20 protein-coding genes and 1 other annotated feature are annotated in these 21,451 nt (G+C 41.2%); all 20 genes read left to right on the top strand.

Going from position 1 to position 21,451, the window contains the following annotated elements:
- The first annotated feature begins 19 nt into the window (after positions 1-19).
- The 20 genes from ftsZ (at position 20) to pyrE (ending at position 21,450) form a co-directional block, all read left to right on the top strand.
- Positions 20-1,132, top strand: coding sequence for a cell division protein FtsZ (ftsZ, locus tag BM098_RS02080; RefSeq protein ID WP_089829885.1), 1,113 nt, complete (start codon positions 20-22; stop codon positions 1,130-1,132).
- Between the two features lie 345 nt (positions 1,133-1,477).
- Complete coding sequence (gene pgeF, locus BM098_RS02075) at positions 1,478-2,269, top strand: peptidoglycan editing factor PgeF (protein WP_089829883.1); 792 nt, start codon at positions 1,478-1,480, stop codon at positions 2,267-2,269.
- A gap of 29 nt (positions 2,270-2,298) precedes the next feature.
- Positions 2,299-2,973, top strand: a complete 675-nt coding sequence (locus BM098_RS02070) for a YggS family pyridoxal phosphate-dependent enzyme (protein ID WP_089829881.1) — start codon at positions 2,299-2,301, stop codon at positions 2,971-2,973.
- A gap of 8 nt (positions 2,974-2,981) precedes the next feature.
- Positions 2,982-3,440, top strand: a complete 459-nt coding sequence (locus BM098_RS02065; protein WP_089829879.1) for a cell division protein SepF — start codon at positions 2,982-2,984, stop codon at positions 3,438-3,440.
- Positions 3,440-3,691, top strand: a complete 252-nt coding sequence (locus BM098_RS02060; protein WP_089829877.1) for a YggT family protein — start codon at positions 3,440-3,442, stop codon at positions 3,689-3,691. The genes BM098_RS02065 and BM098_RS02060 overlap by 1 nt, the downstream gene beginning before the upstream one ends.
- Positions 3,692-3,700: 9 nt before the next feature.
- Positions 3,701-4,483, top strand: a complete 783-nt coding sequence (locus tag BM098_RS02055) for a YlmH family RNA-binding protein (protein ID WP_089829875.1) — start codon at positions 3,701-3,703, stop codon at positions 4,481-4,483.
- A gap of 65 nt (positions 4,484-4,548) precedes the next feature.
- A complete protein-coding gene (locus BM098_RS02050) occupies positions 4,549-5,043 on the top strand; it encodes a DivIVA domain-containing protein (RefSeq protein WP_089829873.1) in 495 nt (164 codons plus the stop codon).
- A gap of 77 nt (positions 5,044-5,120) precedes the next feature.
- Positions 5,121-5,333: a binding site (T-box leader), on the top strand.
- A gap of 47 nt (positions 5,334-5,380) precedes the next feature.
- Entirely contained in the window at positions 5,381-8,140 is a 2,760-nt protein-coding gene (gene ileS, locus BM098_RS02045) for an isoleucine--tRNA ligase (protein ID WP_089829871.1), read from the top strand.
- A gap of 148 nt (positions 8,141-8,288) precedes the next feature.
- On the top strand, positions 8,289-8,750 hold the full coding sequence (lspA, locus tag BM098_RS02040) for a signal peptidase II (protein ID WP_261766415.1): 462 nt from the start codon (positions 8,289-8,291) through the stop codon (positions 8,748-8,750).
- A complete protein-coding gene (locus BM098_RS02035; protein ID WP_089829869.1) occupies positions 8,747-9,658 on the top strand; it encodes an RluA family pseudouridine synthase in 912 nt (303 codons plus the stop codon). The genes lspA and BM098_RS02035 overlap by 4 nt, the downstream gene beginning before the upstream one ends.
- 186 nt (positions 9,659-9,844) lie before the next feature.
- Entirely contained in the window at positions 9,845-10,387 is a 543-nt protein-coding gene (gene pyrR, locus BM098_RS02030) for a bifunctional pyr operon transcriptional regulator/uracil phosphoribosyltransferase PyrR (protein WP_089829867.1), read from the top strand.
- A gap of 174 nt (positions 10,388-10,561) precedes the next feature.
- Positions 10,562-11,932, top strand: coding sequence for a solute carrier family 23 protein (locus tag BM098_RS02025; RefSeq protein ID WP_089829865.1), 1,371 nt, complete (start codon positions 10,562-10,564; stop codon positions 11,930-11,932).
- Positions 11,933-11,998: 66 nt separating this feature from the next.
- Positions 11,999-12,943: an aspartate carbamoyltransferase catalytic subunit gene (locus BM098_RS02020; protein WP_089829863.1), complete on the top strand. Its 945-nt coding sequence runs from the start codon at positions 11,999-12,001 to the stop codon at positions 12,941-12,943.
- Positions 12,909-14,186 carry a dihydroorotase gene (locus BM098_RS02015; RefSeq protein WP_089829861.1) on the top strand — a complete coding sequence of 426 codons (1,278 nt, stop codon included), beginning with the start codon at positions 12,909-12,911 and terminating at the stop codon, positions 14,184-14,186. Before BM098_RS02020 ends, BM098_RS02015 begins: the two co-directional genes overlap by 35 nt.
- On the top strand, positions 14,183-15,265 hold the full coding sequence (locus tag BM098_RS02010) for a carbamoyl phosphate synthase small subunit (protein ID WP_089829857.1): 1,083 nt from the start codon (positions 14,183-14,185) through the stop codon (positions 15,263-15,265). The genes BM098_RS02015 and BM098_RS02010 overlap by 4 nt, the downstream gene beginning before the upstream one ends.
- The gene (carB, locus tag BM098_RS02005) at positions 15,265-18,465 is read left to right on the top strand and encodes a carbamoyl-phosphate synthase large subunit (RefSeq protein WP_089829856.1); all 3,201 of its coding nucleotides are present in this window, start codon (positions 15,265-15,267) and stop codon (positions 18,463-18,465) included. The genes BM098_RS02010 and carB overlap by 1 nt, the downstream gene beginning before the upstream one ends.
- Positions 18,465-19,232, top strand: coding sequence for a dihydroorotate dehydrogenase electron transfer subunit (locus BM098_RS02000; RefSeq protein ID WP_089829851.1), 768 nt, complete (start codon positions 18,465-18,467; stop codon positions 19,230-19,232). Before carB ends, BM098_RS02000 begins: the two co-directional genes overlap by 1 nt.
- The gene (locus BM098_RS01995) at positions 19,229-20,143 is read left to right on the top strand and encodes a dihydroorotate dehydrogenase (protein ID WP_089829850.1); all 915 of its coding nucleotides are present in this window, start codon (positions 19,229-19,231) and stop codon (positions 20,141-20,143) included. The genes BM098_RS02000 and BM098_RS01995 overlap by 4 nt, the downstream gene beginning before the upstream one ends.
- Positions 20,136-20,843, top strand: a complete 708-nt coding sequence (gene pyrF, locus BM098_RS01990; protein WP_089829848.1) for an orotidine-5'-phosphate decarboxylase — start codon at positions 20,136-20,138, stop codon at positions 20,841-20,843. Before BM098_RS01995 ends, pyrF begins: the two co-directional genes overlap by 8 nt.
- Positions 20,833-21,450, top strand: coding sequence for an orotate phosphoribosyltransferase (pyrE, locus tag BM098_RS01985; RefSeq protein ID WP_089829844.1), 618 nt, complete (start codon positions 20,833-20,835; stop codon positions 21,448-21,450). The genes pyrF and pyrE overlap by 11 nt, the downstream gene beginning before the upstream one ends.
- Position 21,451: the final 1 nt, after the last annotated feature.

The raw sequence follows: 21,451 nt of genomic DNA, 5'->3' as shown, positions 1-21,451 counted from the left end.
CGATTAGGAGGAACAAATTATGTTAGAATTTGATACAGAATTAGATCAATTAGCAAAGATTAAAGTCATTGGGGTTGGTGGCGGTGGTAATAATGCTGTTAACCGTATGATTGAACATGGGGTCCAAGGTGTAGAATTTATTGCTGTGAATACCGATGCTCAAGCCTTGAACTTATCAAAAGCAGAAGTAAAAATTCAATTAGGTACAAAATTGACACGAGGTCTTGGTGCTGGAGCGAATCCTGAAGTTGGTCGCAAAGCTGCAGAAGAAAGCAAAGAACAGTTAGAAGAAGCCTTACAAGGCGCTGACATGATCTTTGTTACAGCTGGTATGGGTGGTGGTACCGGTACCGGTGCAGCACCTGTCATTGCTCAAGTCGCAAAAGAAATTGGCGCATTAACGGTCGGTGTCGTGACCCGTCCATTTATGTTTGAAGGGCGTAAACGCTCAACTCAAGCCATTCAGGGGATCGACGGTTTAAAACAAAACGTCGATACATTAATTGTCATTCCAAATGACCGTTTACTAGAAATTATTGATAAAAACACGCCTATGCTAGAAGCGTTTAGAGAAGCTGATAATGTCTTGCGTCAAGGTGTTCAAGGGATCAGTGATTTAATTGCAACACCGGGTATTATTAACGTTGACTTTGCCGATGTAAAAACCATCATGCAGGACAAAGGGTCAGCATTGATGGGAATCGGGATTGCGACTGGTGAAAATCGTGCAGCAGAAGCGGCGAAAAAAGCAATCTCATCACCATTACTTGAAACAACCATTGATGGTGCTCACGGTATCTTAATGAATATTACGGGTGGGGCTGGCTTTACGTTATACGAGGTGCAAGAAGCGGCAGCGATTGTAACAGACGAAGCTGACCAAGAAGTTAACGTGATCTTTGGTGCAGTAATGAACGAAGAATTAAAAGACGAAATTGTTGTCACAGTAATTGCGACGGGTTTTGATGAAACGAAGAAAAAATCTGATAACACACGTCCAACACAGAACGAAAGACCAACCCAAGAAACAAAACAAAAACCTGAACAAACAACACCGGATGAGCCCGGATTTAATGAAGACGATACGCTAGATATTCCAACGTTTTTACGAAATCGCAATCGTCATCGATAAGTGATATTTAAGTCAATGATTAAATAATATACCACGCAAAAAGAATGCACCTCATTCTTTTTGCGTGGTTTTTGCGTTGATTAACACAATTTCAAACACTTTCGCCATAAAAACATGATCCACATAATGAGTTAATCGTGGCGAGATCAGATGATTCTTATAAGCGCAGGCGCTTTAAGACGGCTGAGTGTTGTTGGCCTATTAAAGAGCCGTATGTCTTGAGTAACTCTTTAATCCATGATTAAAAGAACCATTTCTTTCTTACAGGAGAGAAATGGTTCTGTTTCTCTCACTAAATATGATAAAATAAAGACGGTTAAATAATTGATGTGAGGAAGCGAATAAATGGACCTTTTTAAACGACAATCCAAAAGACGGCTGCATGCCGAAAAAGTTACGCATCAACACCACATCAATTTAGGTATGTCTACTCGTATAGGTGGTGTATCAAAAGGTAACTATACGAGTCTAAACACTGGGCTCCATGTAGGTGATTGTGATGCTGATGTCATCGAAAATAGAACGCGTGTTTTAAATGAAATGAATCAATCATTAGACCGGGCTGTATTTGCCGAACAAGTTCACGGACATAAAGTAAAGATCATAGAATCATCGGATGCAGGGCGGGGTGCTTATCGCTTGAGCAATCATATACCAGGTGTCGATGGCTTGATTACCACCTCTTCTGATATCGTCTTAGCCCAGTTTTATGCTGATTGTGTGCCTCTTTACTTTTTTGATCCAATCCATCATATTGTTGGCATTGCCCATGCTGGATGGAGAGGCACGGCAAAAGGTATTGCGAAAACCATGCTAGATGCTTTTTTATCAGTTGGAGCTGATCTTAATCATATTCATGTCGTTATTGGACCGGCCATTGCCCAAGCAAATTATCAAGTAAATGGTGATGTAGTTAAACAAATGCCAGTGCCGGTTGATAAAGACATTGTTGTTCAGGTATCGGAGGACCAATACTTATTAGATGTCAAAGCGGTTAATGCAAAATATTTACGGTTGTTAGGTGTTAACAACGATCAAATTATGACGTCGTTGCTTGATACGTACAGTCATCCTGACTTGTATTCTTACCGGAAAGAACAACAAACAGGACGCATGATGGGCTATATTTTTCAGTAACGAGAGAAGTGTTAAGAGGAGGAAAACATGTGACTTTAGAAGTGCGTTATCACAAACTTATTGAAGACATTCAGTCGGCTTGTAGTAAAGCCAATCGTGATGTCAGTGAAATCACTCTCATTGCGGTGACGAAATATGTTACAATAGATGAAACGAAACAGGTACATGCGCTTGGTATTCATGACTTAGGTGAAAATCGAGTGAAAGAAGCAAAAGAAAAAATTGAAGAGATTGAAGACGTGACGTGGCACTTTATTGGTCCACTGCAATCACGTAAAGTAAAAGAGATTGCGGAACAAATCAATTATTTTCATGCGTTAGACCGTTTGAGAATCGCAAAAGAACTTAATAAACGTCGTTCATCCCCGCTTGAATGTTTTGTTCAAGTGAACATTAGCAAAGAAGCAACCAAAGGGGGCGTCGAACAAGAAGCGCTCAAAGATTTTATTCAATCGCTGGCGGGACTTGAGAACATTCGCGTCGTTGGCTTAATGACAATGGCACCCCATTCAGATGATGAATCACTTGTGCGCGGAGTCTTTAAAGAACTCAATAAGTGTCGCGACGATATCCAAGCACTTGATTTACCATATGCGCCATGTCAGTATTTATCGATGGGCATGAGTAATGACTTTGAATGGGCTATTCTAGAAGGAGCTACACATCTTAGAATTGGTTCAACATTAGTGAATCCTGAAAGGTAGGGAGTAACATGAGTATGAAAAATAAGTTTCGAACACTTTTTTCTGTAGATGAAGAAGAGTACTATGAGGAAGTACCAGAAGAGTCTTATGACACATTCCATCAAACACGGAGTGATAAACACGATAAAGACGAACCAAAAAAGAAAAAAGAAAACATTGTGAGTTTACAGTCGGTCCAATCACAAGCAAAAGTGGTTTTATCAGAACCAAGGCATTACGAAGAAATTCAAGATATTGCGGACCACGTCGTTAACAGACGGTCCGTTGTGATTAATTTACAGCGTGTATCAAAAGAAGAGGCCACCCGGATTGTTGATTTTTTAAGTGGCACTGTTTATGCTGTATCTGGTGATATTCAAAAGCTTGGACCGCACACGTTTTTATGTACACCGGATAACGTAGAAGTTGAGGGTGCGATTTCTTCACTGATAGAAGATGACTTTGATGAACAAGGAAGGTATAAATAATGGAAAGTTTATTGTTAAGATTGTTTGATTTGTATCAGTTTGCGATTATTGGTTATATTTTGATGTCTTGGTTTCCTGGGGCACGACAGTCATCCATCGGTCACTTTTTAAGTTCAATTGTTGAACCTTATCTAGAGCCATTCAGACGTATTATTCCACCGATTGGCATGTTGGATATTTCAGCTATTGTTGCGCTATTTGTATTAAGATTTGCTCGTACTGGACTTATTTATGTCTTAACGGCATTTTAGGTGGTTGCCATGGATTTATATCAACATTTTAGACCAGAAGAACGACCGTTCGTTGACCATGTTCTCGACATGCGCGACCGGGTTGAACAACAGTTTATGACGTTGTTTACTGATTTTTTAGACCCTAGAGAAGCCTATATTTTCGAGTCGATTATTGGAAATGATGACCGCTTTAACGTTGATTGTTTATTTGGTGAGAACCAACTCGAGCGCACGATGTATGCTCTTAGTCCTTATTATGCATCAGTTGAAGATAAAGACTTTCCTGTTCAATTACTTGAAGCGAGTTATCCAGCTAAGTTTATTGACATTAAACATCCCGATGTATTAGGCAGTTTTTTGTCACTAGGGATTAATCGTAAGAAATTAGGCGACGTGACGATTGAGGAAACAACCGGTATAATTTTGTTACTAGTTCATCAAGATATCGCTGGATTTGTTTTGCGTGAATTCACCCAAATTAAAAAAGCACAAGTGACGTTTACAGAAGCTTTACTAGGTACCTATCGCCCGCATCCATCCACATGGACAACGCATCAAACAACGGTGTCCTCATTGCGTTTAGATGTACTTATAAAAGAAATGTATCAAATGAGTAGAAAAGATGCGAAGGCACTGATTGAACGAGAGTGGGTGAAGGTAAACTTTAAAGTTGTTGAGTCACCGGCCTTTTTGATTGAACCGAATGATTTGATTAGTGTGAGAAAAAAGGGACGGGCAAGGTTAACATCGATTGAAGGACAAACAAAAAAAGAAAAATGGCGCATTTTGTACCAACGTTTGGTACAATAGAAGCAAGGGTTTTCTTTTAAACGAGGCTGCTTAAGAACATATTTGATACAAAGGAGGAATACATAATGGCATTAACACCACTTGATATTCACAATAAGGAATTTTCTAGAGGAATGCGCGGGTATGACCAAGATGAGGTCAATGAATTTTTAGATCAGGTTATGAAAGATTTTGAACTCGTTATTCGTGAGAAGAAGGAACTAAAGCGCGAGATAGAATTACTAGAAGATAAATTAACCCACTTCTCAAACATTGAAGAGACATTAAATAAATCGATACTCGTGGCTCAACAAACGGCGGATGAAGTAAAAGGCAATGCGACGAAAGAATCTAAATTAATCGTACGCGAAGCAGAAAAAAATGCCGACCGGATCATTAATGAAGCGTTAGAAAAGGCGCGTCGTATTGAAATTGAAGTAGAAGAGTTGAAAAAACAAGGGAAAGTATTCCGTACCCGTTTGAAAATGTTGATTGAAGCACAACTTGAACTTGTTGAAGCAAATGATTGGGATCAATTATTAAATATGGAACTCAATGAACTAGAAGAGGGCGACGAATAAAAAATATTGACACAACTTGACGTCTGTGACATAATTACCTATAATTCATGAACAGAGAGTTTTTAATTAAATGAAACGATAAAGCGATGCGAAGAACAGTAGGTCATTTATTATCATATGAGCGAGCTAGGGGTGGTGAAAGCCTAGTATGATCCCTAAATGAACGAAAATCATCTTCAAGCTTTCATTCTGAACTAAGAGTAAGAATGAACGTCACTGTCACGTTACGACATCAGAGTGGGCTTTATAAGCTAACTAGGGTGGTACCGCGAGTTCTCCTCGTCCCTTTTTGGGATAGGAGGACTTTTTTTATTTACAATTTTAAGGAGGATGAACAATGGAGTATAAAAAGACGTTACTCATGCCAAAAACTGCCTTTCCAATGCGAGGCAACTTACCAAATAAAGAGCCAAAAATGCAGGAAGAATGGGACCAAGCAGAGCTATATGAACAAGTGCAAGCTCGCACGAAAGATCGTCCTTTGTTTGTTTTACATGATGGACCCCCGTATGCAAACGGTGACTTACACATGGGACATGCCTTAAATAAAGTCTTAAAAGATTTTATCGTGAAATTTAAATCAATGACAGGTTATAACGCTCCGTATGTACCAGGCTGGGATACACACGGTTTACCGATTGAAAATGCGCTACAAAAGAAAAAAGTGGATCGTAAAAAATTAACGGCGGCTGAATTCCGCGAAAAATGTGCCGCTTATGCGATGAAACAAGTCGATAATCAACGGACGCAATTTAAACAACTAGGTGTCCGCGGAGATTGGGACAATCCTTATGTCACATTAGATAAGAATTATGAAGCAGCTCAAATTAAAGTGTTTGGTGATATGGCGAAAAAGGGTTATATCTATAAAGGCCTAAAGCCTGTTTACTGGTCACCATCATCAGAATCAGCATTAGCTGAAGCAGAAATTGAATATCAAGATAAGCGTTCAGCTTCTATTTATGTTGCTTTTAACGTAAAAGATGGCGGTGATTTGTTAAAAGGCGATGAACAGTTCTTAATCTGGACGACAACACCATGGACGATTCCGTCTAACTTAGCGATTGCGCTGCATGCAGACTTAAATTATGTTGTTGTTCGTGTGAACGATGAAAAAATCATCGTCGCTGAAGAATTACTTGAGACCGTAAAAGATGAGTTAGAATGGACCGATTATGAGATTGTTCAAACATTTAAAGGACAAGCGGCTGAGAACTTAGTGGCAAAACACCCACTGTATGACCGTGATTCGTTAATCATTTTGGGTGAGCATGTGACAACGGATGGTGGAACGGGTCTTGTTCATACGGCGCCTGGACACGGTGAAGATGACTTTATCGTTGGTAAAAGATATGGCCTTGACGTCTTATGTCCAGTCAATGATAAAGGTGTGTTTACTGAGGAAGCACCTGGATTTGAAGGACTGTTCTATGACCAAGCAAATAAATTAGTCACAGAAAAATTAGATGAAGCGGGTGCACTGAAGAAGCTAAGCTTTATTACACACTCCTATCCACATGATTGGCGGACGAAAAAGCCGGTCATCTACCGTGCAACAAATCAATGGTTTGCGTCGATTAAAGACTTTAGAGACGATATTCTCTCGGAAATCAACCGGGTGAACTGGATTCCAAAATGGGGTGAAACACGTCTTTATAATATGGTGCGTGACCGTGAAGATTGGTGTATTTCTCGTCAACGTATTTGGGGTGTACCGATTCCTGTCTTTTATGGTGAGGACCAAACACCCATTATTACTGATGAGACGATTAATCACGTCGCGGAACTCTTCAAAGCACATGGCTCAAATGTATGGTTTGAACGTGAAGCAAAAGATTTATTACCAGCCGGTTTCACTTCGGATCATAGTCCCAATGGTGTATTCACCAAAGAAATGGACATCATGGATGTGTGGTTTGACTCTGGTTCATCACATGAAGGCGTGCTTGAAGAACGTTCAGACTTACGTCGTCCAGCAGACCTTTACCTTGAAGGTTCAGACCAATACCGTGGTTGGTTTAACTCATCACTGTCAACAGCGGTTGCGGTGAGTGGTCAGTCCCCATATGAGTCAGTCTTAAGCCACGGGTTTGCGCTTGACGGTCAAGGGCGTAAGATGAGTAAGTCAATCGGTAACGTTGTCTTACCATCAAAAATTATGAAACAGTACGGCGCTGATATTTTACGTCTGTGGGTAGCGTCAGTGGATTATCAAGCCGATGTGCGTGTGTCTGATGATATCATTAAACAAACGTCAGAAGGCTATCGTAAAATCCGTAACACGTTCCGTTTCTTGCTTGGTAATATCAGTGATTTTGATCCAAGTAAAGATACAGTAGCAGAACAAGATTTACATGAAGTTGACCGCTACATGTTGATTAAATTACAACAACTGATTAAAAAAGTAACCGAAGCATATAATGCGTATGACTTCCAAAAAGTTTATAACCGGGTGCATCAGTTTGTTTCTAAAGAACTGAGTGCTTTCTATCTTGATTTTGCGAAAGATATTCTTTATATCGAAGCAGCTGATAGTAAGCGCCGTCGTGCGATTCAAACCGTGTATTATGAAACAGTTGTGTCAATCACAAAACTTATTGCGCCAATCTTGACGCATACAGCAGAAGAAGTATGGCAATATATCCCTCAAACAGAAGCGAGTCATGTCCAGTTAACGGATATGCCAAAAGTGCGTGAAATTGGCGGGGAAGCGGACTTACTTAAGAAGTGGGATCATTTCTTAGTCGTACGTGATGATATTCTAAAAGCATTAGAAGAAGCACGTGCGGAGAAAGTCATTGGTAAATCGCTTGAAGCGAAAATTACCGTAAAAGCAAAAGATGACCTGACCCAATCAGTCCTTGAAGAGATCGATCGTCTCGATCAACTATTCATCGTATCAAAAGTTGACCTTGTGGCAACGACTGACTTTGGTAAAGGTTATGAGTATGTCGATGTTGCGGTAGAAAAATATGATGCAGATAAATGTGAACGCTGTTGGGTAGCGGATGATACGGTCGGTACAGTAGCAACTTATGAAACATTATGTGAACGCTGTGCAACTATTGTTGATGAACATTATCAAAATGTAGAATAAATAAGCCATGCTAAAAAGAAACGTCTGTTTGAGTCGTCAACTTAAGTGATGCCGACTCAAGTAAAGACGTTTCTTTTTTTAAAAGAAGAAAAAAGCCGCAAAGTGTGGTAAAATCGAACAAGAGTAAAAAAGAAAGTGGGGAAAATCTGTGTATTATGTGATTGCTGTGGTCATGATTGTGATTGATCAGTGGACGAAATATTTAGTGATTGAAAATATGACAATTGGTGAAAGTATTCCTGTTATTGATAATGTCTTTTACTTAACATCACACCGTAATCCCGGTGCAGCTTGGGGGATTTTACAAGGACAAATGTGGTTCTTTTATATTATCACCCTCATTGTCGTTGGGATTATTATTTATTACATTGAGCACTATGCGAAAACAAATCGTTTGTTAGGTATTAGTTTAGGACTTGTCTTAGGCGGTGCGATTGGAAATTTAATTGACCGCGTGAGATTTCAAGAAGTCGTTGATTTTGTTGATGTGTATATTTTTAGCTATGATTACCCGATTTTTAATGTTGCTGACTCTAGTCTTGTCGTCGGTGTGATTTTAATCGGTATTGCCACCCTATTCGAGGAAGTTAGAAAGGATAAAAAAGCATGAGTGAAACGTATAAAGTTTTAGAAGTAGAGAAAAGTCAGCGGCTTGATAAGTATTTAACTGAAAAGCGAGAAGATTTATCCAGAGCCCAAATCCAAACATGGATTAAAGAAGGCTATGTCACCGTCAATGAGAAAACAGTTAAAGCAAATTACAAAGTCCAACCTGAAGATCAAATAGTGTTAGAAGAAAAACAACCTGAGGAATTAGATATTCAACCAGAAAATATTCCCTTAGAGATCGTCTATGAAGACGATGATGTTGTCGTTGTCAATAAACCAAAAGGAATGGTCGTCCATCCGTCACCTGGCCACCCTAATGGAACACTCGTCAATGCGTTAATGTTTCATATCAAAGATTTATCTGGGATTCACGATGTGATCCGTCCTGGTATTGTTCACCGAATTGATAAGGATACCAGTGGTTTACTCATGGTCGCAAAAAACGACCACGCTCATCAATCATTGGCCGGGCAATTAAAAGATAAGACGGTAAAACGTTCATATGTGGCTTTAGTTCATGGGGATATCCCACATGAATACGGGACAATTGACGCACCAATTGGCCGTGATACCAAAGACCGTCAGAAGATGACGGTTGTTACTGGTGGAAAAGAAGCAGTGACGCACTTTGAAGTACTTGAACGAATTGGTCAGCAGTATACGGTGATTAAGTGTGTCCTTGAAACAGGACGTACCCATCAAATTCGGGTGCATATGCGTTACATCGGTTTCCCACTCGTCGGTGACCCGAAATATGGCCATCGTAAATCCATTGATACCAAAGGTCAGGCCCTGCATGCTCAGGAGATTGGTTTTCATCATCCAACAACGAACGAGTGGTTAACATTTACTGCTGCACCACCAAAGATTTTCACCGACACATTAGAAAACCTCCGTCAAAGCTATTGACTTTAAAGGGGATGTCGGGCATAATGAAAACAGAATTAAATAACACCTTTAAAGACAGTCCCGTGAGACTGAAAAGGCCGATTGTATGATTAGCATATCTGACTAATCCCTTTTCTCTGCGCGCGGAGAAAAGGGATTTTTTGATTATAGGTCGACTAAAGGAAGTTTGAGGGGAGCGATAAACAGATGAAAGAAAAAGCACAAATACTAGATGAAGCGGCCATCAATCGTGCCCTCACACGTATTGCTCATGAAATACTTGAACGCAACAAAGGGGTTGATGACCTCGTTTTAATCGGCATAAAAACACGAGGAGTTCCGCTTAGTGAAAGGCTAAAAGCGAAAATCAACCACATTGAAGGAGTAGAGGTACCTATCGGTGAGATTGATATTACCCTATACCGGGATGATTTAACTCATGTATCAAAAACATCAACACCACAAGTCAATAATGCGACGATTGAGACGAATATTGATGGTAAAAAAGTGATTCTCATTGATGATGTACTATTTACGGGTCGTACTGTTAGAGCAGCCATGGATGCTCTCGTTGACCTTGGACGTCCTGCTCAAATACAGTTGGCCGTGCTCGTCGATCGTGGTCACCGTGAATTACCAATTCGTGCTGATTACATTGGGAAAAATATTCCCACTGCACAAGAAGAGATTGTGACGGTCCAATTAAAAGAGCATGACAATATCGATTTAGTAAACATTAATGAAAAATAAGCACAAACCTTTAATGTAAGTCCAGAGAGGCTTCGAAGGTTGTAAATAGGACACGTGTACCTAAATGGACACGTCTACCTCTTTATGACGTTCAAGCGTCGTAAAGAGGTTTTTTTAATGCCTAAAAAGAGTTAAACCAAACAAAAGAGAGATTAAAAGGAGGAAGTCATTTCTATGGAAAGATTAGATATGGTCATGGACGTCAGAGACGTTCCGAAAAAATCAAAATGGTTTATGTTAAGTTTACAGCACTTATTCGCAATGTTTGGCGCCACTGTGCTCGTGCCGTTTTTAACCGAATTACCCGCATCAGTTGCCCTCATTTCAAGTGGGACAGGGACTTTGAGTTACTTACTGATTACTAAAGGCCGCATTCCAGCATACTTAGGTTCAAGTTTTGCCTTTATATCCCCGATTATTTCAGCCAGAGCGGTAGGGGGCGGAATAGAAGGCGCGATGATGGGGAGTTTTGTGGCTGGTCTCTTGTATGGTCTCGTTGCGCTTCTCATTGCTTCATTCGGTATTGATTGGATTATGAGAGCTTTACCACCGGTTGTCGTCGGTCCTGTTATTATTGTCATCGGTTTAGGACTTGCGCCAACGGCTGTCAATATGGCGATGAATGTTCAAGGCGAGTATAGTGCGACCCATTTTTCAGTCGCTATTCTCACCCTTGTCGTTACGATTGTTGGTTCACTCTTTTTTAGAGGCTTCTTTGGGCTCATTCCGATTCTTATTGGTATCATTGTCGGTTATACTTACGCAATGATTCAAGGGATTGTTGATACTTCAGCAATTGAAGCAAGCTTTACTCGGATTATTGAAGCCGGCTCATTCTCAGAATTCTTAAGTGCGATATTTGTCGCCCCGGACTTTGTCATCCCGTTTGTTCACTATCAACCGCTTGATGTCCTAAATTTAAATATCATGGCGATAATGGTACCAGTCGCACTTGTCACGATTGCTGAACATATCGGTGACCAGATGGTTCTGTCAAAAGTAGTTGGACGAAACTTCTTAAAAGAACCTGGTTTACACCGCTCTATTTTAGGCGACGGGGTGGCGACGATGATCGCCTCTGTTTTAGGGGGACCTCCGAACACGACATACGGTGAAAACATCGGTGTGCTTGCGATTACAAGGATTTTTAGTGTCTTTGTTGTCGGCGGAGCGGCAGTGCTTGCGATTATTTTTGGATTCATTGGCATTATTTCAGATGTGATTTCATCTATTCCGAGCCCCGTCATGGGAGGGGTATCAATTCTTTTATTTGGGATTATCGCCTCAAGTGGCTTAAGAATGTTGGTTGATAATCAAGTGGATTTAGGTAATAACCGTAACCTGATCATCTCATCGGTCATCCTTGTGATTGGGATTGGTGGCGCGATGGTTCAATTTTCACTTGGAGACCTTGACTTTAAAGTCGAAGGAATGGCGCTAGCTGCCTTTATTGGTGTGGTACTGAACTTAATTTTACCGGGTAAAGAAGCAGCCTATGGCAACGGTAAAATGTTTGGTGACACAGACATAGATCAAGATGTGTAAAGGCTAGCTTCGGCTAGCCTTTTGATTAACATAGTTAGTCATAATTCATGAAAGGGTGACGAATGAATGAAAGATTTTGTATCGATGAAAACAATGACAAAAGACCAATTACTTGGGTTATTAAAAAGAATTGAAGCGATTGAAACGGGTCAAACAAAACCGAACTTTAATCAAGATGAAATGTTTATTGCGAATTTATTTTATGAACCGAGTACACGCACAAAAATGAGTTTTGAAGTAGCTGAAAAAAAACTCGGACTAAACGTCTTAGACTTTCACGTTGAATCTTCAAGTACTTTAAAAGGAGAAACGGTTTACGACACGGCAAAAACATTTGCGGCCATCGGTGCTAAGGCCATTGTCATTCGTCACCCAAAAGAAAATATGGTACAAGAACTTGCGGATCAACTCGATATCCCTGTAATTAACGGCGGAGATGGTAAGGGAGAGCATCCAACTCAATCACTTTTAGACCTTTATACGATGTATCAAGAATTTGGTTCATTTGAAGGCTTAAAAGTAACGATTGTCGGTGATATCCTTCACTCACGCGTGGCGCGTTCAAATGCGATTGCCCTTTCGACCTTAGGCGCAGAGGTGAGACTATCAGCTAAAGCAAGCTACCGCGATGAGACACTCGATTTTCCTTATCTTGAGCTTGATGAGGCGATAGAGGATAGTGATGTGATGATGTTGTTGCGGATTCAACTTGAACGACATGATAATAAAGAAACATTAAATAAAGCCGAATATTTAAATCGTTATGGCTTAACGGTTGAACGTTATCAGCGTTTAAAACAAACCGCGATTGTCATGCATCCAGCACCAGTGAACCGCGGCGTAGAGATTGATGATACACTCGTTGAAGCTGAAAAATCCAGAATATTTAAACAGATGACCAATGGTGTCTACAGCCGAATGGCAGTTATTGAAATGGTTTTGTTTCAACAACAGTTAAAAAAGGGGGAAATTAAACATGACTTTACTTATCCAGAACGCCTATACAGCTAATGATTTAGAACAAACGATCGATATCTTGGTGGTTGATGGCATCATCGACCAAATCGGGAATAGAATCGTCCCGTCTGAAACGGATACGGTGATTGATGCAAGTGGACAAGTCGTTGCACCTGGCTTTATTGATGTCCATGTTCACTTAAGAGAACCGGGCGGAGAACATAAAGAAACAATTGAAACAGGCACAAAAGCAGCCGCAAAAGGCGGCTATACGACAATTTGTGCGATGCCTAATACAAATCCAGTGCCAAGTGATGTTGCTTCTCTCAAAGTCGTTCAAGATAAAATTAAAACAGACGCCATCGTTAAAGTTTATCCATATGCATCAATTACGAATGGATTAAAAGGGGAAGCACTCGTTAATTTTGATGCTTTAACAGAAGCAGGTGCCTTTCAATTCTCTGACGATGGTGTTGGGGTTCAAACAGCGGGTGATATGTATGAAGCAATGAAACAAGCAGCCAAAAACAATAAAGCGATTGTCGCTCATTGTGAAGATAATTCTCTCATTCATGGCGGCTGTGTCCATGATGGTGACGTCGCCGCTCGTTTAGGTGTGAATGGCATTCCTTCGATTTGCGAAGCAACCCAAATTGCGCGTGACGTTTTACTAGCTGAAAAAGCCAACTGTCACTACCATGTTTGTCACGTCTCAACAAAGGAAAGTGTCCGGGTGATCAGAGATGCTAAACGGGCTGGTATTCATGTGACCGCCGAAGTATCACCGCATCATTTGATTCTTTCAGAGGATGACATGACATCGCGTGATACAAACTTTAAAATGAATCCACCGCTTCGTGCGAAAGCAGACCGTGAGGCATTACTTCAAGGCTTATTAGATGGCACGCTTGATTTTATCGCCACCGATCACGCGCCGCACCATGAAGATGAAAAGAATCAACCCATTGAAACGGCACCATTTGGGATTGTCGGTCTAGAGACAGCCTTTCCAGTTTTATATACCCACTTTGTTAAGCCGGGTGTGATGACCTTAGCGGACCTCATTGATTACCTTACAGTTAAGCCAAGTGAGGTGTTTGGTATGGCCCAAGGGAAACTTGAGATTAACAAACCAGCAGATCTAGTCTTACTTAATTTAGAAGCAGAAACAATGATTGATAAAACAACCTTTATATCAAAAGGGAAAAACACACCATTTAATCACCAAAAGGTGACGGGGGAAGTGGCGATGACGATTGTTGATGGTGAACTTGTCTATAAGGGGGAAACAAAATGAAACGACAACTTATATTAGAAGACGGTACGGTGTTTACGGGGGATGCTTACGGGGATTCACACCAAAAAGAAGGAGAAATTGTCTTTAATACAGGGATGACTGGCTATCAAGAAATTATATCTGATCCGTCTTATTGTGGTCAAATCGTCACAATGACGTATCCATTGATAGGAAACTACGGTATTAATCGTGACGATTTTGAATCAATTGATCCTTCAGTGTTTGGCTTTGTCGTTAAAGAAATGTGCGATGCGCCGTCAAACTTTAGAAATGAAGAGACATTGGACGACTTTCTTAAACAAAAAAAGATTCCCGCTATTAGTGGCATTGATACAAGAAAATTGACAAAAATCATTCGTAAGCACGGCACGATGCGAGCCGTTTTGACTGAAGCTGGTCAGATAAATAATAATGTCCCAACCTTTTCTAAAACGATGACTGACCAAGTCAGTCGTGTTTCAACGAAAAATCCTTATGTTGTCCCCGGAAGAGGCCACCGCGTGGTGTTAGTAGATTTTGGAATGAAGCATGGTATTTTACGAGATTTAACGAAACGAAACTGTCATGTGACAGTGGTGCCATATGACTATACCGCTGAACAAATTTTAATGTTAAAGCCAGAAGGCATTATGTTAACGAATGGACCCGGAGACCCAAAAGATGTGCCGGTAGCGATTGATATGATCAAATCCATCATGAAAGAAGTACCTGTGTTCGGGATTTGTCTCGGTCACCAATTAATCTCACTCGCAGCAGGAGCCGATACAGAAAAAATGCGTTTCGGTCATCGGGGATCAAACCACCCGGTAAAAGACTTAACGATCGGTAAAACGCATATGACTTCTCAAAATCACGGGTATGCGGTTAAACGTTCTTCGCTAGCGGAAACAGACCTAGAACTGACCCACATTGCAATCAATGATGATTCGGTTGAAGGGGTTAGGCATAAAACGCACCCGACGTTCTGTGTGCAGTATCATCCAGAGAGTTCACCAGGACCTGAAGATACGGGTTACTTATTTGATCAATTTATGGCCAATATTGAAGCCGCAAAACGACTCAACAAGGAGGCGCTCTAATGCCAAAACGTACAAATATTAATAAGATTCTCGTTATTGGTTCCGGACCGATTATTATTGGTCAAGCAGCAGAATTCGATTACTCAGGCACACAAGCCTGTCAAGCATTAAGAGAAGAAGGCTATACGGTTGTGCTAGCGAACTCTAACCCAGCAACAATTATGACCGACCATACGGTTGCGGATACGGTTTATATGGAACCGTTAACAGTAGAATATTTATCAAAGATTATTCAAAAAGAGCGTCCTGATGCCATTTTACCGACCCTCGGTGGGCAAACGGGATTAAACTTAGCGATTGCGCTAGAAAATAGCGGGATATTAGAAAAATACCCAACTGAGATGCTTGGGACAAGTCTAGATGCGATTCAACTAGCGGAAGACCGTGAAAAGTTTCGCCAGTTAATGCATGATTTAAATGAACCGGTACCGGAAAGTGAAATTGTTAATTCGGTTGATGAAGCACTTGCCTTTGCAGGTGAGATTGGTTATCCGCTTATTGTTAGACCTGCATATACACTCGGTGGTTCGGGCGGGGGGATGTGTTATAACGAACAAGACCTTCGTGAGATTACCAGAAGCGGCTTACAGTATTCGCCGGTGAATCAATGCTTAATTGAACGCAATATTGCTGGATTTAAAGAAATAGAATATGAAGTGATGCGTGATAAAAATGATCAAGCGATTGTTGTATGTAATATGGAAAATATTGATCCGGTTGGGATTCATACTGGAGATTCGATCGTTGTTGCCCCGTCACAAACACTAAGTGACCGCGAGTATCAACTGTTACGAAATGCCTCGCTTAAGATTATTCGTGCTTTAGAGATTGAGGGAGGCTGTAATGTGCAACTTGCCCTTGACCCAGATAGTTTCCAATATTACATCATTGAAGTGAATCCACGTGTTAGTCGTTCAAGTGCGCTTGCTTCAAAAGCAACCGGGTATCCGATTGCGAAGATTGCGGCGAAAATCGCCATCGGTTTAACCCTTGATGAAATTAAAAATCCAGTGACTGAAACAACTTACAGCGCCTTTGAACCAGCGCTTGACTATGTCGTTACTAAGTTCCCACGTTTCCCATTTGATAAATTCACATCCGGTAACCGAACCCTCGGTACCCAAATGAAAGCAACAGGGGAAGTCATGGCGATTGGTCGGACCTTTGAAGAGTCCTTCTTAAAAGGCATTCGTTCACTTGACTTTAATGATGATGATTTTTACTTGCCAGAATGTGTTGATTTAGCCGATGATGACTTAGTCGAACAAGTAGTGAAAGCAGATGACCGACGTATCTTCATACTAGCTGAACTGATGCGCCGGGATTACAGCGTCGAACAGTTATTTGAACTAACCAAAATTGATTGGTTCTTTTTAACGAAAATCAATAAAATTATTGCGTTTGAACATGTATTATTACATGAATCACTCACACTTGAGTCTTTAGAACAGGCCAAAAAGTTGGGCTTTTCTGACCGTCAACTGGAACGGATTACGATGGTGTCAGAAGATGATATCTACAACATGCGGATGGAACACAATATTAAGCCGGTTTATAAAATGGTTGATACGTGTGCGGCAGAATTTGAATCAAGTACACCGTACTTCTACTCGAGCTACGAGGAAGAACAAGAATCATGCGTGTCTAAGCGAGACAAAGTTATCGTCATTGGCTCAGGACCGATTCGGATTGGACAAGGGATTGAGTTTGATTATGCGACCGTCCACTCTGTCCTTGCCTTAAAAGAAATGGGCTACGAGGCAATTATTATGAATTCAAACCCAGAAACGGTATCAACTGACTTTAGTGTATCAGATAAATTGTATTTTGAACCACTAACCTTAGAAGATGTTATGCATGTTGTTGAGCTGGAACAACCAGTAGGTGTGATTGTCCAGTTTGGCGGACAGACCGCGATTAACTTAGCTGATGGGCTAACAAGACGAGGGGTGACGATTCTTGGTACTGACCTCGAAGCGATTGACCGCGCAGAAGACCGTGATAAGTTTGAGCAACTGTTGACGAGCTTATCGATTCCACAGCCGCAAGGTGAGAGTGTGAAGGCACTTGCTGAAGCAAAAGTAGTTGCGAATCGCATCGGTTACCCGGTACTGGTTAGACCTTCTTATGTGATCGGCGGTAGTCAAATGGAAATCGTCTATAACGACGAGGAGCTAGCCCACTACTTAGAAAAAACCACGCATATAAAACGTAAACACCCTGTGCTGATAGATAAATATTTAACTGGGATTGAAGTTGAGGTGGATGCGATCAGTGATGGTGATACGACAATTATTCCAGGGATTATGGAACATATTGAACGCGCGGGTGTGCACTCAGGTGATTCGATTGCGGTGTACCCTACCCAGCGCTTAAGTAAAGCAATAAAACAACAAATCATTGACACAACGATTAAGATTGCTAAAGCCTTAAAGATTAAAGGTCTGATCAATATTCAGTTTGTTGTTCACCAGAATGATGTGTACGTGCTTGAAGTAAACCCGCGCGCGAGCCGGACAATTCCATTCTTAAGTAAAATTACAGACGTGACGATGGCCAATCTGGCAACACGTGCCATCATGGGTGAAGCGTTAAAGAGTCTTGGGTTTGAAGAAGGTTTACTGGAAGAAGCCGATCATGTCTCTGTTAAGGTTCCGGTCTTTAGCTTCCAGAAACTTAAAAGTGTTGATACAATCTTAGGACCAGAAATGAAATCAACCGGTGAAGCGATTGGGCGTGATAAAACGCTAGCCAAGGCGTTATTTAAAGGTCTTGTCGCCTCGGGTATTGAGATCCCATTTGAAGGGGCTGTCTTATTTACCGTCGCAGATAAAGATAAAACAGAAGCAACAGCGATTGCTCGCGGGTTCCAACAACTCGGTTTTGATATTTATGCGACTGCTGGAACAGCTCAACATTTATCCGATCACGGTGTGGTGGCAACAGCTGTAGATAAGATAGGTTCTGACAAAGAAAATGTCTTAACGCTGGTTGAAAAGAATGCGGTCCACTTTGTTGTTAATACACTGACGTCTGGGAATAAACCACTTAGTGACGGCTTTAAAATCAGACGAGCAGCAGTTGAGCATGGGATTGCTTCTCTCACTAGTCTAGATACAGCCCGGGCTATTCTTAATGTGATCGATCAAACAACGTTCCAAGCACGTCCCATGGTTGTTAATCAGGAGGTCATTCGTTAATGAAAAAGTTAGAGACACGCGTAATGTCAATGGAAAAGATCGCACAAGCAACGTATCAATGTGTTATTCACGTTGAGATAGATCTATTACAGACAATTAAACCGGGTCAATTTGTCCATATTAAAGTAGGAGAAGGGACGGAGCATATGCTCCGTCGCCCCATCTCGATTTGTGACTTAGACTTTGAAAATGAAACGATGACGCTTATTTTTAAAGTGTTTGGTCAAGGGACTAAGCAACTTCAGACACTAACTGCTGGCGATCTGATTGATTTATTAATCCCTTGTGGCAACGGCTATCCGATTGATGAGATTGAGGCAAGTCACGTGTTATTGATTGGTGGGGGGATTGGTGTTCCACCACTTTATTATCTCGGGAAACAGCTCGTCCAAAAAGGGATTAAAGTGACCAGTGTCCTCGGATTTCAATCCGCTAGTGATGTCTTTTATGAGGAGGCTTTCAAAACACTTGGAGACGTGTATGTGGCGACCAATGACGGTTCCAGTGGCACACATGGCTTTGTGACAGATGTTATTGATACAGCAGATCTTTCAGGTGATTACTATTTTAGTTGTGGCCCAACCCTGATGCTTCAAGCGGTTGAGACGAAACTATCAGACACGCCTGGTTACTTGTCACTTGAAGAACGCATGGGTTGCGGGATTGGTGCGTGTTATGCTTGTGTCGTAAAGACGACAGACGGTGCATCAACAAAAAAAGTCTGTCAAGACGGACCCGTATTTAAAGCAAGTGAGGTGCAGTTATGAGTCTATTAAAGGTTGATTTACCAGGATTAGCATTAAAGAACCCGATTATGCCTGCATCTGGTTGTTTTAGTTTTGGAAAAGAATACAGTCAGTTTTATGACTTAAGTAAACTGGGATCGATTATGGTTAAAGCTGCAACACTGCACAAACGTCTCGGTAATGATACGCCGCGCGTAGCAGAGACCAAGTCAGGCATGTTGAATGCGATTGGCCTGCAAAATCCAGGTGTTGAAACAATCATTGATCAAGAGCTGCCATTTTTAGCTTCATTTGATGTACCCGTTATTGCCAATGTTGCTGGCAGTACTATTGAAGAATATGAACAAGTAGCAACAGCCCTTAGACGAAGTAACATCGCGGCGATTGAACTAAATATTTCATGTCCTAATGTGAAAGAGGGGGGCGTTCAGTTTGGAACGGACCCAGAAATTGCGGCAGAAGTGACTAGACGGGTAAAACAAGCAGCAAACGTCCCGGTCTATGTCAAGTTATCACCGAATGTAACGGATATCGTCGCTATTGCTAAAGCAGTTGAAGTTGCGGGTGCTGACGGGCTGACGATGATTAATACACTAACGGGTATGGCGATTGATTTAAAGAAACGTCGTCCACTGCTTAATAACGGTGTCGGTGGTTTAAGTGGACCAGCCATTAAACCAGTGGCGATTCGGATGATTTATCACGTTTATGAAGCCGTTAATATCCCGATCATTGGGATGGGCGGCATAAGAAGTGCTGAAGATGTGTTAGAATTTTTACTCGCAGGAGCGAGTGCTGTTGCGGTAGGAACAGCAAATTTTGAAAACCCGCTCGTTTGTTCAGACATCATCGATGACTTACCGTTCGTATTAAATAAGTATGGATTTGATTCGGTGACTGATGCGATAGGAAAGGGGCATGTTGATGCGTAAACCAATCTATTTAGCACTTGATTTTGAGGATTTTCAAACGGCGGATCAATTTTTAATCAAGCATCAATTAACAGATGTACCGGTAAAAGTGGGGATGGAGTTATTTTACAGAGAAGGACCGGACGTTATTAAACGTTTACGAGCAAGAAATCAAGACGTGTTTCTGGATTTAAAACTTCATGATATTCCGACGACTGTTTATAAAGCGATGAAAAATATTGCCAAATTAGATGTCCAAATGACGAATGTTCATGCGCTCGGTTCAGCAGAAATGATCAAGCGGGCCAAAGAAGGGTTAATTGAAGGCAGTACGAGTAATGTCGCTGATTTAATTGCGGTGACGATTTTAACTTCTCATAACGACCAAACACTACGCGACGAATTAAAGCTCAATCAAACTGTGGATGAGACTGTTATTGACCTTGCCGCCCTTGCTAAACAAAACGGGGCTGATGGTGTTGTTTGTTCGGCACTTGAAGTCCCAAAAATTAAAGCACGTTTTGGTCAAGAATTTCTAACTGTGACACCTGGTATTCGACTAACAGATACAAACGTCAATGACCAACAACGGATTGCTACACCTGAACTGGCAAAAAAGAACGGCGCGGATTATTTAGTTATAGGCCGGAGTATTACTCAGAGCGAAAATCCAAGACAGCAATATTTAAAAGCATGGGAGGCAGTCAATCGTGACATATGAACAACGAATCATTAAACACTTACTTGACATCGATGCGGTTCAAATTAAACCAGATCGCTCTTTTACGTGGACATCAGGTATCAAATCACCCATCTATTGTGACAACCGGCTAACGATGAGTTATCCAGAGGTAAGAAAATTAATTACAACAGGCTTTATGAATAAACTGGTTGATATAAAAGAAGAACTAGACGGGATATCAGGTTGTGCCACCGCAGGTATTCCGCATGCGGCCTGGTTAAGCTCAGAGCTTGACTTACCGATGAGTTATGTGCGCGGTTCAGCCAAAAAACATGGCAAAGAAAATCAGATTGAAGGTGTGATTAAACCTGGCGATCGGATTGTCGTTATTGAAGATTTAATTTCAACGGGAGGGTCTGTGATTGAAACAATCCGTGCGATTGAAGCAGTAGGGGCAACGGTCGTGAAAGTACTCGCGATTTTCAGTTACGGTTTAAAAAAAGCAGATGAGGCATTTGAAGCTGTTAATAGTCGATATGAAACACTCGCAAACTTTGATCAATTGATTCAATACTTATTGGATGAAGGAAAGATTACGAAAGTGGAACATCAAGATCTACAAAACTGGCGCGATACGCTATCGTAAT

This window comes from Halolactibacillus halophilus (assembly GCF_900115605.1).
Taxonomy (GTDB): domain Bacteria; phylum Bacillota; class Bacilli; order Bacillales; family Amphibacillaceae; genus Halolactibacillus; species Halolactibacillus halophilus.
This window is presented reverse-complemented; position numbering and strand designations above follow the sequence as displayed.